Below are 14,687 nucleotides of genomic sequence, written 5' to 3' on the forward strand. Positions count from 1 at the left end.
GCACTGACTTTTATAAGTCATCAGTAACACTTATCTTACCTCAAGAGTTACTGACAACAAATCAATTATCATATTTATTATATGAGAAGAGGACAAAGATGAAATGAAAAGCGCCACGGCCTTGGGAAATGACCGTGGTATATAGAGGGTTAACTTGTTTTGATCCACTCTGCTAGCGTATCAAATAACTCATTGAGGATAATCGGCTTAGTAATATGCGCGTTCATTCCAGCAGATAAACTCTTTTCTCTGTCTCCCGACATAGCATGTGCCGTCATGGCAATGATTGGCAATTCTGTTGCACTGTAGGTTTCACGCAATTTCTTAGCCGCCGTTAAGCCATCCATCACCGGCATTTGAATATCCATCAACACGGCTTGATAACTATTCTGGGCAATCATATCCAGCGCGACTTGACCATTTTCAGCAATCTCAACCTCATAATCCGCACTCTTTAACAGCTCAGATGCTACTTGCTGGTTGATCAGGTTATCTTCAACTAACAGCACCTTACCTTTGCTGGTTGGGATTTCGGCTGGCGCTTGTAATTCTAATGATTCTTGGGATTCTTTTTGCGCAAAAGCATCGACTATCGCATCAAACAAGGCTGAGGCTTTAAACGGCTTTTGTAAAAAAGTGAAGACTTTAGTGTTGTCTACTTCGTCTTGAGTCGGCTCTTGGGCATGGGCGGTCATCATGATGATAACGGGTCGATGTTGAATGCGCCCATCTTCAAGCATACGCTCAACTTCCTCAATCACTTCACCGCCGTGCATGTTCGGCATCATCCAATCGATCAAAAGTAAATCAATGTCTTGCTTTTGCAGCTGTTCCAATGCCGCTTCACCGTTATCCACCGTTTGCACATCAAAATTAAAATCTTGCATGATGTTGGAGTAAATTTGCAGTGCTGTAGGGTTATCATCGACCACTAAGGTTTTCAGTGAGGATAAAGACTCTGGTAAGGCTTTTAAGTCAGGTTTAACGTCATCAGCGATTTCAAAACTTAAAGTAAAACTGAAGGTACTGCCGTTACCAGGCTCGCTTTCAACCTCCATCTTGCCACCCATCATCGACACTAAATGTTGGCTAATGGATAACCCAAGACCTGTGCCACCATATTTACGGGTCGTTGAACCATCAGCTTGAGCAAAGGCATCAAATAAGGTTTCTTGTTTGGTTTTTTCGATGCCTATTCCTGTATCTCTCACCCAAAAACGTAAAGTGATACGGTTATCTCGCTCTCCAAGATCTTCACAACCTAACTCTATTTCTCCTTCTTGAGTAAACTTCACCGCATTAGACAGTAAATTAATCAACACTTGCCCTAAACGCAGCGGATCACCTTGCAAGGTTAGCCCCGCCGTAACAGGAGCGTATAGCAATAACTCCACTCCTTTTTCTTGAGCTTTGATGGCATTGAGATCAACTGCGTGATCAAGAACCTTATCGAGGGCAAAGGACACTTTTTCAAGTTCCAGTTTACCGGCCTCAATTTTTGAAAAGTCCAAAATATCATTAATGATCCGCAATAAAGACTGAGCCGAAAATCCAGCTTTATGGAGATAATCACGCTGTTGTTCTGTCAGTGATGTACGCTGAGCTAGCTCCAACATGCCAATTACCGCATTCATTGGAGTACGGATCTCATGACTCATGTTGGCTAAGAATTCACTTTTATATAGGTTAGCCGACTCCGCGTCTTGCTTAGCTTCTAATAATGCAACTTCGTTTATCTTTTGACGGGTAATGTCTTTATGAGTACCTACCATTCGTTTCGGTAATCCGGACGCCGTAAATTCCACCACTCGACCACGGGAAAGAAGCCAATAGTACTCACCATTTTTCGCCTGCATGCGATATTCGATTTCATAAACAGAATCAGGCGCTTGAAGATATTGCTCACGATACTCCTGTACCCGCTGCTGATCATCTGGGTGGATCAAATCATCAATCGTGGATACTAATGCCGGAAATTCGTTAGGTTTGTAGCCCATCATGGTATAAAAAGCGGGGTTACAGATGATCTGCTCTGAATCTAAATACCAGTCCCAAAGGCCATCTTCTACAGCATCCATCGCCAGATGATAACGCTCTTCTGACAAACGCAACTGCTCAGCAGATTCATGTTCACGAGTAACATCGCGCCAAACCGCAATCAAGCCTAATAATTCATTGCGTCGATTATAAAAGGGCAGTTTTAGGGTATCGAGCAAGACTTGCTTACCAAACAACTCCACTTTTTCTTGATAACGCATTGGTATTTTGTCTTTGAGGATCTGCTCATCTTCAGCACGAATGCGCTCTCCCAACTCAGGGTTAGTCAGCGTCGCAGACGTCTGGCCGATCAACTCATTTTCGGTATAACCCAGCATGCGTTCAGCGGCTTTGTTACAACCAAGATACTTACCTTCTTTATCTTTGAAAATGATGGCTTCTGGAATAGAGTCAATCAAAGAACGCAATAACGCATATTCACGCTCACGACGTTCAGTGGTTTCTTTTAGCTTTTCAGTACGATTGGCCACCAGCTTATCAAGGCGTTTATTTTGCTCAGACAAATTTCGAGTATATTGCTGGTTTTCATCGAATATTCGACTCACCAGTTGGAACCAAGGTGCCCAACCTGGCGACATTTTATCTGGCACAGGCCTTGGTAATTGTGAACAATTTTCAAGATGAGACAAGAGTTGAGAAGCGGGCGCCACGAAGGAACGACGAGTAAGCCAATGCACGATTGTCACCAATACAGACAAAGCAAAGACCACGAAAATAAAGGTCATTTCTACTTCGTTTTTGGCCTCTTGAAACATAGCTTCAACAGGCTGCACGTACAATAATCGCCATGGCACATTTTGCAATGCTACAGTCTGAATGTAATAGCCATTACGAATAAACCCTTCATCGGCATCAAAAAGTTCAGACTCCGAAATATCGTGCAACTTGGCTGGAATACGCTGACTTAAATGGAACACACGATTCATGCCACCGGTTTCCATACTGCTGTCAGACAACACATTATTTTTCTGATCCAGCAAAATGACCGTTCCCGGCATTTTAAAGTAATCATCAATCTGTTTTGACAAGGAGGAAAGAGTCATATCCAGATTAATTGAGCCAATAAACTCATTATCCAAATACACGGGAACACCCACAGTGGTCAACAATTCCTTACTCACGCCACCTAAGTAGCCTTCAGACCAAAACACGTTGCGCTGCGGATTCATTTTTGGTCCCGCCAATTGGAATTGCTTATTATTAAGTAACTCTTCTCTAAAACGCTGCTCGTTTGATGGCCAAGGGTAATACGACATCATTTTGCGTTTTGAGATGTAATAAATAGAGGACGATTCTGGAGTAGCTTGCTTAGCTACAGGAAATGACAGTGACAATTCAAATAACATTTCCAGTTCTTGATAGAAACGGTCACTGCGGTTTTTTAGCGAACCCGTCCCCGTGATCCGTCCCATATTCGTAAAAGGCTGACCACTTTTAGCGTAATGTGGTTCTAGAGTAAAAAACTGTCTGGTTTCATTAAACTTTTCGTATTCTGACATCCTATCTTTACGGACTAACTCACCTCGTCGAAGATGATCTACTGCCACATTCCGTAAACTATTAATGGCTCGAATACTCGATTCCAAAAGTAAGTCGACTTGGCGAACATGCTGCTCAATCTGTAATTCTCGCTTTTGGATCACTTCTTTTTTCTGCGAGTCATACGCGGACCAAGAGAGTAACATCGCAATGATGATCACCCCAAAATAGGTATAGAATACCGCCCAGTTATAGCTTTTTTGGATAGGGGATGTCAGTTGCTGGGCTGGTTCGTTGGGATTCATGTAGAGCCTTTTAGAAACTTACAAAAACGATAAGCTGAGGTTAGTTAGCCTGAGCTCAGTATAAAGAAATCAGTACTGTTTTGTTTTTACAAATAAAATATAAATTTAATCTACAGTGCTGCTAATTTTGTGTAGTTCAAGGCAGAACAGTTCGTAATAGCCAGTACCGACATACAAAACTGTCGTTACTGCGTTTCTATTTCGGGCTGTTCTAACGCAGAAATACGCATAAGTAGCTATGCTGTAGAGGTTTGCTTTTGCAGAGCTCAGGTTAATTATACTCACAACACCGATGCTGTCACTGAAATCTCATAACAAAAACGCCCACTTAGGGCGTTTTGGGCGGATGAACAGAGAATCATCACAAATACTCTTCGGCAAACTCTGCCAATCGAGAACGTACGACTCCGTTTAAATAAATATTGGCACTGCCATCAAAGTTTTTAAAACGTTCAACAATATAGGTTAAACCTGACGTTACTGGCGTGAGGTAGTTAGAATCAATTTGCGCGAGATTACCGCAGCAAATCAGTTTAGTGCCTTCCCCCATGCGTGTGATCATGGTCTTCAATTGTGAGGCGGTTAAGTTCTGACACTCGTCCAATAATACGATGGTATTTTGAATCGAGCGACCTCGCATAAAGTTAATGGATTTAAGCTGAATATTGGCTTTATCCATAATGTAATTCAAACTGCCAGCCGGATTAACATCATGTTTATGCAGCACTTCAAGCGTATCGGTTATAGCCGCCAGCCAAGGACCCATTTTCTCCTCTTCAGTGCCGGGTAAAAAACCAATAGATTCAGCAATTTCTGGAGTATTTCTAGTTACAATGATCTTCTCATATTGATTTCGCTCCACCACCAATTCAAGTGCACTCGCCATCGCCAATAAGGTTTTACCACAACCTGCGGGGCCAGTTAAAATCACCATATCAATATCAGGGTCAAGCAAAGCTTGGAGCGCCATTCCCTGATACACATTTTTAGGGCGAATGCCCCACGCTTCGGCATTCATGATCCGTTCACGGTTGAGATCCTGAAAGGTCACATGATCTTGGTCGAGTTTACTTACTCGTCCACAAAAATCTGACTCTTCGTCAATCAAATATTGATTCACATACAAAAGATCTGTGTCGACTTCAGATAATGGCAACTGATGAACCGTTTTACGCCCTAGGCGCTCAGTTTCAATATTGCCGACATTCTTCCAAAAACTGCCTTGGAATTGATGAAAGCCTTTGGTTAAGAATCGCACGTCATCAATAATTTGATCACGGCGGTAATCTTCAACCAGCTCAATACCCACCCCTTTGGCTTTGAGGCGCATATTGATGTCTTTGGTGACTAGCACAACATCACGATCAGGATGCTGCTGTTGTAAATGTAATGTCGTGTTAAGAATAAGGTTATCGTTGTTATCGCCAGTTAAACTGCCGATAGTGAATTCAATTAAATGGTCGGGGAAAACGGCGAGGTGTCCGGTTGCGTCTTCGTGTCCCGGTCTGACAGGAAGTGGTACACCGTGTACCAATTGCTCTGGGGTAATATTGCCACCTAACGTATCTTCGAGAGTACGAATGGCAACTCGGGCGTCGCGACTCACATCGCGTTTTCTATCTTTGATGGTATCGAGTTCTTCGAGTACCGTCATGGGGACTATAACATCATGTTCTTTGAAAGAATAAATTGCGAGTGGTTCATGCAATAACACGTTAGTATCTAATACAAACAGCTTGGTGTCGTCTCGGTCCATGGCGCCTCCATTTATGCGATTGGTATAAGAAAGTTTGGTTTGAAGCCCCCTTTGTTGAAGTAGTGATGATGGTTCAAAATTATGTCCATTCCATGACAATATTTCGACTTGTTGATACCACTAGTAAAGCGTATGCTGACCAAAAAAGATACGGAAATTTGTGTAAAATTTTAATGAATGCAGTTAAAGCCTTATATAGACTGGGGTAATGTATGAAAATTTTTTCTCTACGACTCATATTATCGGTCACTTGTGCTTTCAGTGGGGTCGCTCACGCGAATGATCCCTGCCAACATCTTTCCAATACCGTAAGCATTAATCAATGCAAGCAAACCCAGTTGAAACAAGCACAAACTAAGCAAGAACAATATTGGCAACAAGCACTCAAGCAACACTCACGGCCTGCAGAGGCAAAACAAGCCTTAGAAAATGAGCAAAAATTGTGGCAGCAATACGCTGATGAACACTGCGATACCGTATACCAGATTTATTTACCCGGTACTATCGCGCCCAGTATGATGTTAGATTGTAAAATTCGCCTGACTCAAGCTAGAACTGTGGAGATCTGGCAAGCTTACATGCAAACTTTATCCGGCGATAAACCCGCTTTACCCAGCCCCAAGTAAATTCAGATTGAGTTTCTGTTGGGCGAGGTATAGGCTAAAGCCTTTGTTGTATCAGACTGGCTAAAAAACTGTCCAATCTCATTGAGCCTGATGCTAACCAGCAATTGCCTCAAATTTGAACATAAAGACGAAGATCGCCATTAACTTACCATCGGCAATTGCAATTTTGTTTGCCTAATGTGTAAGATACGCGCCTTTTTGAGTCAGCCTAGAAGATAGAGTAGAAATTCACATGCCATTTGCTTTGGGTCAACGTTGGATCAGTGATACAGAAACTGATCTTGGTTTAGGTACTGTTGTTCAAATTGAAGGCCGCATGGTCACCGTGTTGTTTCCCGCTACTGGTGACAACCGCATGTTTGCCCGAGAAGACGCCCCTTTAACTCGAGTTATTTACAATCCCGGAGATACCATTGAAAGCCACGAAGGTTGGCAGCTTACGGTTTCTGAGATTGAAGAAAATAACCAGTTGATCATCTATCATGGTACTCGTCTCGACACCAATGAAACCGCTGAGTTGCGTGAAACGCTACTGAACCATAATGTCCGTTTTAACAAGCCTCAAGACCGCTTGTTTGCCGGTCAAATCGACCGCCTTGATCGCTTTGGTTTGCGCTACAGAGCCCAAAACTTACGTCATCAACTGGCTACCTCCGATATTTTAGGTCTGCAAGGCCCAAGAGTGGGGTTGATCCCGCACCAAACATGGATTGCTCATGAAGTCGGCCAGCGTTTCGCACCACGGGTGTTATTGGCAGATGAAGTTGGCTTAGGTAAAACCATTGAAGCGGGTCTTATTTTACATCAACAACTATTAACGGGTCGTGCCGAACGTATTCTTATCATTGTACCTGACTCATTGCGCCATCAATGGCTGGTTGAAATGATGCGTCGCTTTAACCTGCGCTTCTCTATTTTTGATGAAGAGCGCTGTGTAGAAGCTTACGCGGATAACGACAATCCATTTTACACTGAGCAATTAGTCATTTGCTCAATGGAGCTGCTTCGCAAGAAGAAACGCTTAGAGCAAGCTGTTGATGCAGACTGGGATTTACTGGTTGTCGACGAAGCCCATCACCTTGAATGGTCGGAAGATAATCCAAGCCGCGCTTATAAGATTGTTGAAGCACTAAGCGACGTGGTGCCAGGTGTACTTCTACTAACAGCAACGCCAGATCAACTCGGTCATCAAAGTCACTTTGCCCGTTTACGTTTACTTGATCCGGATCGTTTCTATGATTACGAAACCTTCTTGGCCGAAGAGCAAAATTATCGTAGTGTCGCTGAAGCTGCCGAAGCCTTGCTCGCTGACAAAGCGTTATCAGATGATGCCATCAATAGCATGACTGAGCTATTGTCAGAAAAAGACATCAACCCTCAGATCCAAATGATCCAATCCAGTGATGTTGATGCCGAACTGCGTGAGCAAGCTCGAGATGAACTGCTACAAGAATTGCTCGATAGACACGGCACTGGGCGCATTTTATATCGCAATACTCGTGCGGGCGTTAAAGGCTTCCCACAACGTATTTTGAATACTCACCCGCAGGCTTTACCTGAGCAATATCGCACCGCCGCTCGCGTTAGCGCTATGATGTCCACAGGGACAGCGACAGGTGTGGCTCAACTTGAGCTCAAAGTAAAAAAAGCCCTGAGCCCTGAAAAAATCTACCAAGAATTTGATGCTGGAAATTCTGAGTGGTGGAAGTTTGACCCACGGGTTGATTGGCTTATCGACTTTCTAAAAAATAATCGCAGTCAAAAAATACTGATCATTGCCAGCCAAGCTGAAACGGCGCTCAGTCTTGAAGAAGCACTGCGTACTCGTGAAGGCATTTTAGCGACCGTCTTCCACGAAGGTATGTCGATTATCGAGCGTGACAAAGCTGGCGCTTACTTTGCCCAAGAAGAAGCAGGCGCTCAAGCCCTGATCTGCTCTGAAATTGGCTCAGAAGGTCGTAACTTCCAGTTTGCCAGCCACTTAGTCTTGTTCGATTTACCGTTAAATCCAGATCTATTGGAGCAACGTATTGGTCGTCTAGACCGTATTGGTCAACAGCACGATGTAAATATTCACTTACCTTATTTCGCTGAAACAGCCCAAGAACAGTTGATGCAATGGTATCACCAAGGGCTTAATGCCTTTGAGTTGACCTGCCCTAGCGGTCATGTGCTGTATAAAGAGTTCGCCGAACCACTATTATCGGCCCTCGTGTCGGGTGACTCTGACGAGATGACTCAGCTAATGAATCACACTCAGCAGCGTTATAAAGAACTAAAGCAAGCCATGGAACAAGGTCGTGATAAGCTGTTAGAGATCAACTCTCATGGCGGTAACAAGTCAGCGGCGATTGTTGAGCGTTTACAGCAAAAAGATCAAGACGTGAATTTGGTTGGCTCGGTGATTCGACTTTGGGACATCATAGGTGTCGACCAAGAAGATCATGGCGAAAATACCATTATCCTCAAGCCATCTGAAAATATGCTGTTTCCAACTTATCCAGGATTACCTGAAGATGGCATGACAGTAACCTTCGATCGTGATGTAGCTTTATCTCGTGATGATATTGCCTTGATCACCGAAGAACACCCACTGGTACAAACCGGTTTAGATCTGATCACCAGTTCAGAAACCGGCAGCGTCAGTGTCGCAATATTGAAGAATAAAGCGCTTCCAGCCGGTACTCTATTCCTTGAGCTGATCTACATGGCCGATGCTTCAGCACCGAAAGCCAGCCAGCTTTATCGATATCTGCCACCAACCCCCATTCGAGTCCTACTGGATAAAAACGGTAACGACTTATCATCTAAAGTGGACTACGACAGTTTTGACCAGCAATTAAGTGCTGTAAACCGTCATATTGGCAGCAAATTGGTTACTGCATCTCAAGCACAAATCGCCCCACTATTGCCTAAGGCAGAACAAGTGGCGCAAGTGGCACTAGAAACGCTAGTCACTGAAGCGCGTGAAACCATGATCCAGAAAATCAGTGCTGAGCTTACCAGACTTGAGTCTTTAAAAGCGGTAAATCCAAATATTCGTGAAGATGAATTGGATTACCTTAAAGACCAAATGACAGAGCTTAACGGTTACATGGACGATTGCCCGTTACAGCTTGATGCAATCCGTCTGGTTTTAGTTAGCCACGCTTAAACTCCCCTCAAATCCCCTAGCCGAGATAACATTATCTCGGCTTATTTTCACAAATCTAATTGATAGCGATTTTTGTTGCCATTTTTAGTTGATGAAAAATTAGAACATTTACACCCCTGACCACTCCAATTAGGCTGAAATTTCTTCAATATCAAATTCAAATCCACATCAAATGTGGTAGTATTGCTTCCGTCAAAAAACATTGAACTGTCAGCAAGTTGACGTCAACTTTCGATATAAAGCTCAATAATTCAACAACTAAAAGAACGCCTAAGAGCGGTAAAAACATCACCAAAGAGTGATGAATTTTTAAGGATGAAGTAACGTAATGACCACTCAGGTATTAATCTGTGATGACTCAGCCATGGCAAGGAAACAAATGGCGAGAATATTACCCTCAGATTGGAATGTCAGCGTAACCTTTGCCACTAATGGCGTAGAAGGATTAGAAGCCATCAAAGCTGGACAAGGTGAAGTCGTATTTTTAGACCTCACCATGCCTGTTATGGATGGCTATCAAGTGCTGAAAACAGTTCAAGAATTAGATCTTCCTGCTTTAATCATTGTGGTATCAGGTGATATTCAGCAACAAGCATATCAAAAAGTGAAAGCTCTCGGCGCCGTAGACTTTATACAAAAGCCTGTAAGCCCTGAAGCTGTACAACATATTTTGCAAGAATATGGCATCTATCAACGCACTGATGTCATTTCAGCGTTTGACACTCCTGAGATTAAAGTCAATCTGAGGGACGCCTGTCAGGAAATCGCTAATGTAGCGATGGGGCGTGCAGCCGATCTACTGGCAACCTTGCTTGATATTTATGTTCCACTGCCGATCCCCGCGGTTAATGTACTCGAAGTGAGTGAGTTAACCATGGCGTTAAAGGCAACTGAGAATTGCCGCCAAGTCTCTGCACTATGCCAAGGTTTTATCGGCCCCGGAGTCGCTGGAGAAGCGTTACTGTTATTCCATGATTCCAGCTTTGATGACATGGCTAAGCTAATGAATATTTGCCACCCTGACTCATCTCAAGCTGAAATCGAAGTCATGGTAGATACAGGTAACATCCTTATTGGTGCTTTTTTAAATGGCATTTCTGATCAGCTAAATATTTCTTTTAGTCAAAACCATCCTGTAATATTAGGTCGACATTGTACGGCTGATGAATTGATCCACGATAATGCAGAAAAGTGGCAACGAACATTAGCGATGGAAATCAACTATCATATTAAAGATCATAATATTCAATGTGATCTGTTGTTGTTGTTCACCGAAGACTCTTTGCCTGCTTTAAATAACAAACTGAGCTACCTGATTAATATTGAGGGTGAATCGTGATGACCAATAATCCAAACACAATTAACGAGTTTCACTGGTTACTCGATCTAGTACAAACGGTCGATGTTGGTATCGTGGTAATAAACAGTGACTATGAGATTAAACTCTGGAATGGGTTTATGGAAAATCATAGTGGAACTGCGCCTTCAGAGTTGCTCGATAAGAACTTATTTCATGCTTTTCCTGAATTGGATGCGAACTGGCTAAAACAAAAAATTGAATCCGTATTCCTGCTTAAGAACCGCTCCTTCATCAGTTGGGAACAACGTCCATATGTGTTCAAATTCAAAAATTATCGCCCCATCACTGGCCGCGCCGAACACATGTACCAAAACGTTACATTACAACCACTATTATCCCCTACTGGCAAAGTGACCAGCATCAGTATCATTATTTACGATGTTACTGACATGGCCATCAAGAAATTACAACTCAACCAAGCCAATCAAATTCTTGAGCGCCTAAGTCAAACCGATGAACTGACTCAACTGCAAAATCGTCGTCAATGGCAGCAGTGTCTTGAGCGAGAATTTGAACGCTTTACTCGTTATCAATCGCCCGCAAGCTTAGTTATGTTAGACATTGATCATTTCAAAGCCGTTAATGACAATTACGGTCATCAAATGGGTGATACTGTGATCCAGCGAGTGGCACACACCATAACTCAAACATTAAGAGAAACCGATTGTGCTGGACGATATGGTGGTGAAGAGTTTGGAGTGATCTTAGCCGGTACTTCAGCAGAAGACGCGTTACACTTCACCGAACGGCTGAGAAAAAGCGTTGAAACACTGACTTTTACCACCGACGATGAGCAAACGTTTAGCGTTAGCATCAGCCTTGGTATTTGTACCATCAATGATAATATTCGTGATATCAGCCACCTAATTTCACTGGCCGATAAAGCCTTGTATCGAGCAAAATTAAGTGGCCGCAACCGCAGTGTTATCTATCGAGATACTGATAGCGAGAAGAACCTGCATTAATTTATTATCAACGAAGATGGCCATTAACTTTCTATATTATAATGGCCACTCTATTTATAGACGATCAGTGCAACACTTCTTCATCGTCATAAACAGGCTCACCATTTTCATCAACAAAATAAGTGCCCCAACCGTCATAATCAATATTGTGTTTGGTGGCCAGCTGGATCAATTGTTCACAGGCTTGATCTAATAACTCCACTTCTAATTGATGATTCGCAATCGCATCAAAACAAAATAAAACCGTTCCATCTTCCAGCTCAACTTCTTCTGCATCCGTAACTTCAAATCCAAGTTTAAACGCATCAACCGCCGCTTTTTCTAGGCGATCAAAATTGCTACAGGCAAAGTGATGCTCAATAATGTATTCCGCTGCAGGGTGTGAACCATCGGCTAATATCGCTTCTACAATTTCGCGATTTTCAGCGTATTGTTCTTGCAGTAAAGTTTGACGTGACATGACCGTTCCTATTGAGTTTGAGGGCGCATCATCAGCTGCGCTTCTTGGTTTAATTCTTCTAGCTTATGCTTCATTTTTTGATGAACGTTATCGGCTAATTGTCGAACATCGTTTTTTTCAAGTCCATTCGTTGCGATAGGCTCTAGCATTTCAATGATCACTACACCATTGTTCCAACGGTTGAGTTTTATATGATCTTGAGAGCTAGCGACCACTGGCACGATAGGCGCGCCAGATTGAATCGCGGTATGAAATGCACCTGACTTTAATGGCAATAAGCCACGTCCTCGCGAACGAGTGCCTTCTGGAAAAATCCATACAGAAAGTCCAGTTTGTTTGATTTTTTCCGCCACTTTACTCATGGTGCTGACTGCACTGTGGCGATTGCTACGGTTGATCAGAATATTACCTGACAGCCAATAAATTTGCCCAAAAAAGGGTATCCAAGCTAAGCTCTTTTTCCCTAAACTCACTGTCCCTTTAGGTACAACTGCGGTGTGAGTAAATAGGTCGAAATTATTTTGGTGATTGCCAACAAACACTTGTGGCTTAGCATCATCGTGCTTTTTATCACGAATGATCAACTTGATGCCAAGAATGGGGGCAACCTTAGAAAATATAGAGGCCATGAAGTGAACATTATTACGGTGACGAGGACGCAATAAACAATATAAGCCCCCACCAATCGTCACTAACACCAGCAGAAAAGCTAAAATCAAACTACGAAATACTAACAGCACGGACACACTCCGAAAACAAATTCGCGCCTAGTATACTTGAGTTTGTTCTCTAAAATAAGCGGCTAAGAATACCGCTTTGTGAGTTTCGGCACAAAAGTTGAACAAAATTCAACCGCAAAATTATTTTAACCCTAAGCGTTTAGCTAAACGGTGCAAATTACCAGGATCCAATTTTAAACCCCGTGCCGTTGCTGCCCAATTACCTTTATTGTTTGCTAAAACGCGGCGAATATAATCGGACTGAAATTCATCTACCGCCATTTTTAAACTGAGATCTTTAATCGGTAGCATTGATGGCGAATTCGAAGTCGTCTGCGCCTGTCCTGTTAGTCCTTCCATCTCGCCAGCAAGCTCAAAATATTGTGGTTTAATGGTACAGATTTCATCTTCGGTATGAGCATTGGCAAGAATTGCTGCACGGTGCAGAGCATGATCCAACTCCCTGACATTCCCCGGCCAATGATAGCCATTCAGCAGCAGCAAGCTACTTGGGCTAAGTTTTAGGTGTTTTAAGCCTAATTTTTGACGATAGCGTTCAACAAAAAAACCACTGAGTACGGTAATGTCTCCTTCTCGTTCTCGCAATGGTGGAACCAGAATCGGAAATACACTTAAGCGATGATATAAGTCGGCACGAAATCGTCCTTCCATCACTTCCGTTTTTAAATCTTTATTGGTAGCGGCAATAATGCGAACATCAACATGCTGACTATGATCATCACCAATTTTTTGAATATCACCATACTGTAATACCCGTAATAACTTGGCTTGCAATGCTAACGGTAGTTCGCCAATTTCATCTAAAAATAAGGTACCGTTATCGGCCATTTCAAACTTACCACGACGATGACCGATAGCCCCTGTGAAGGCTCCTTTTACGTGACCAAATAGCTCACTTTCCGCCACTGATTCAGGTAAAGCCGCGCAATTCAAATACACTAATGGCTTGTTTGAACGAGAGGACTGACCATGAATACTGCGGGCCACTAACTCTTTACCTGTGCCTGTATCTCCACTGATCAGCACATTAAGATCGCTTTTCGCCACCACAGAAATTTCTTGCTTTAACGCATTCATTAAAGACGATTGACCAATGAGGTCAATTTCAGAATGACGAGAATGATGATCAGCATCGCTGCGATGTGCTTGGTCACGTACCGCTCGCTGCTCAAGCTTCTCCATCATTAGGGCATTATTGAGAGATACTGCCGCAATGGCACTGATGCTTCTCAATTCGAAATCAGTGAATTGATCAAATTGCATTGGGTCGAAGCCATCAATGGTCACCGCACCAATTAAACGCTCTTCGGCAAACAGCGGCAAACCAATGCAAGCATGGACTTTCAGTTCATCTTGCTGATTAGGGATCAAACCATCATAGGGATCATCTAATTCACTATCAGCAGGAAAACGAACGATATCACCGGCGCGAGCAATGGCTTCAAGGCGTGGGTGCTCGTCCAACATAAATCGGCGACCTAGCACGTCATCGTGCAGTCCATTAATAGCGAGAGGGGTAAAGTAAGTACCGTTATAGGACAACAGCGCTGCGGCATCACAATGTAAATTTTTTCTGAGGGTATTAAGCAAACTCGAGAATCGATCACGGCTCGCCAAACCTGAGGTTATATCTAACGCAAGGCGAGTTAGATCAGATTGACTTAACGCCATAACTGCCTCCTGAGTGTACTGAGACTGGGCGGCCATAGGTATTCTCCGTTACATGCTATTGTCACTATTACAGCGTCACTTTAACACTCTGCTGCCAACCAGAACTTGATCCA

At 43.1% G+C, this 14,687-nt stretch carries 9 protein-coding genes; 4 read left to right on the forward strand and 5 right to left on the reverse strand.

The window, feature by feature from the left end:
- Positions 1–149 precede the first annotated feature (149 nt).
- Both D5018_RS04580 and D5018_RS04585 read right to left on the reverse strand, forming a co-directional pair.
- Positions 150–3,842, reverse strand: a complete 3,693-nt coding sequence (locus D5018_RS04580; RefSeq protein ID WP_121837827.1) for a response regulator — start codon at positions 3,840–3,842, stop codon at positions 150–152.
- Between the two features lie 361 nt (positions 3,843–4,203).
- On the reverse strand, positions 4,204–5,598 hold the full coding sequence (locus D5018_RS04585) for a PhoH family protein (protein ID WP_121837828.1): 1,395 nt from the start codon (positions 5,596–5,598) through the stop codon (positions 4,204–4,206).
- Between the two features lie 212 nt (positions 5,599–5,810).
- On the opposite strand from D5018_RS04585, the gene D5018_RS04590 reads away from it, so the two are divergent.
- The 4 genes from D5018_RS04590 to D5018_RS04605 all read left to right on the forward strand — a co-directional run bounded on the left by D5018_RS04590 (position 5,811) and on the right by D5018_RS04605 (position 11,703).
- Positions 5,811–6,224, forward strand: a complete 414-nt coding sequence (locus tag D5018_RS04590) for a lysozyme inhibitor LprI family protein (RefSeq protein WP_121837829.1) — start codon at positions 5,811–5,813, stop codon at positions 6,222–6,224.
- Between the two features lie 232 nt (positions 6,225–6,456).
- Complete coding sequence (gene rapA / locus D5018_RS04595) at positions 6,457–9,378, forward strand: RNA polymerase-associated protein RapA (protein ID WP_121837830.1); 2,922 nt, start codon at positions 6,457–6,459, stop codon at positions 9,376–9,378.
- A 328-nt stretch (positions 9,379–9,706) separates the two neighbouring features.
- Positions 9,707–10,717 carry a response regulator gene (locus D5018_RS04600; RefSeq protein ID WP_121837831.1) on the forward strand — a complete coding sequence of 337 codons (1,011 nt, stop codon included), beginning with the start codon at positions 9,707–9,709 and terminating at the stop codon, positions 10,715–10,717.
- Positions 10,717–11,703, forward strand: a complete 987-nt coding sequence (locus tag D5018_RS04605) for a sensor domain-containing diguanylate cyclase (RefSeq protein ID WP_121837832.1) — start codon at positions 10,717–10,719, stop codon at positions 11,701–11,703. The genes D5018_RS04600 and D5018_RS04605 overlap by 1 nt, the downstream gene beginning before the upstream one ends.
- A 64-nt stretch (positions 11,704–11,767) precedes the next feature.
- Here the strand turns inward: D5018_RS04605 and rraB are convergent, their stop codons facing one another.
- The 3 genes from rraB to norR form a co-directional block, all read right to left on the reverse strand.
- Positions 11,768–12,163, reverse strand: a complete 396-nt coding sequence (gene rraB / locus D5018_RS04610) for a ribonuclease E inhibitor RraB (RefSeq protein WP_121837833.1) — start codon at positions 12,161–12,163, stop codon at positions 11,768–11,770.
- 8 nt (positions 12,164–12,171) lie between these two features.
- Positions 12,172–12,903 carry a 1-acylglycerol-3-phosphate O-acyltransferase gene (locus D5018_RS04615; RefSeq protein ID WP_121837834.1) on the reverse strand — a complete coding sequence of 244 codons (732 nt, stop codon included), beginning with the start codon at positions 12,901–12,903 and terminating at the stop codon, positions 12,172–12,174.
- A gap of 120 nt (positions 12,904–13,023) precedes the next feature.
- Positions 13,024–14,574, reverse strand: coding sequence for a nitric oxide reductase transcriptional regulator NorR (gene norR / locus D5018_RS04620; protein ID WP_121837855.1), 1,551 nt, complete (start codon positions 14,572–14,574; stop codon positions 13,024–13,026).
- Positions 14,575–14,687: the final 113 nt, after the last annotated feature.

It is taken from the genome of Parashewanella curva (assembly GCF_003675895.1).
Classification (GTDB): domain Bacteria; phylum Pseudomonadota; class Gammaproteobacteria; order Enterobacterales; family Shewanellaceae; genus Parashewanella; species Parashewanella curva.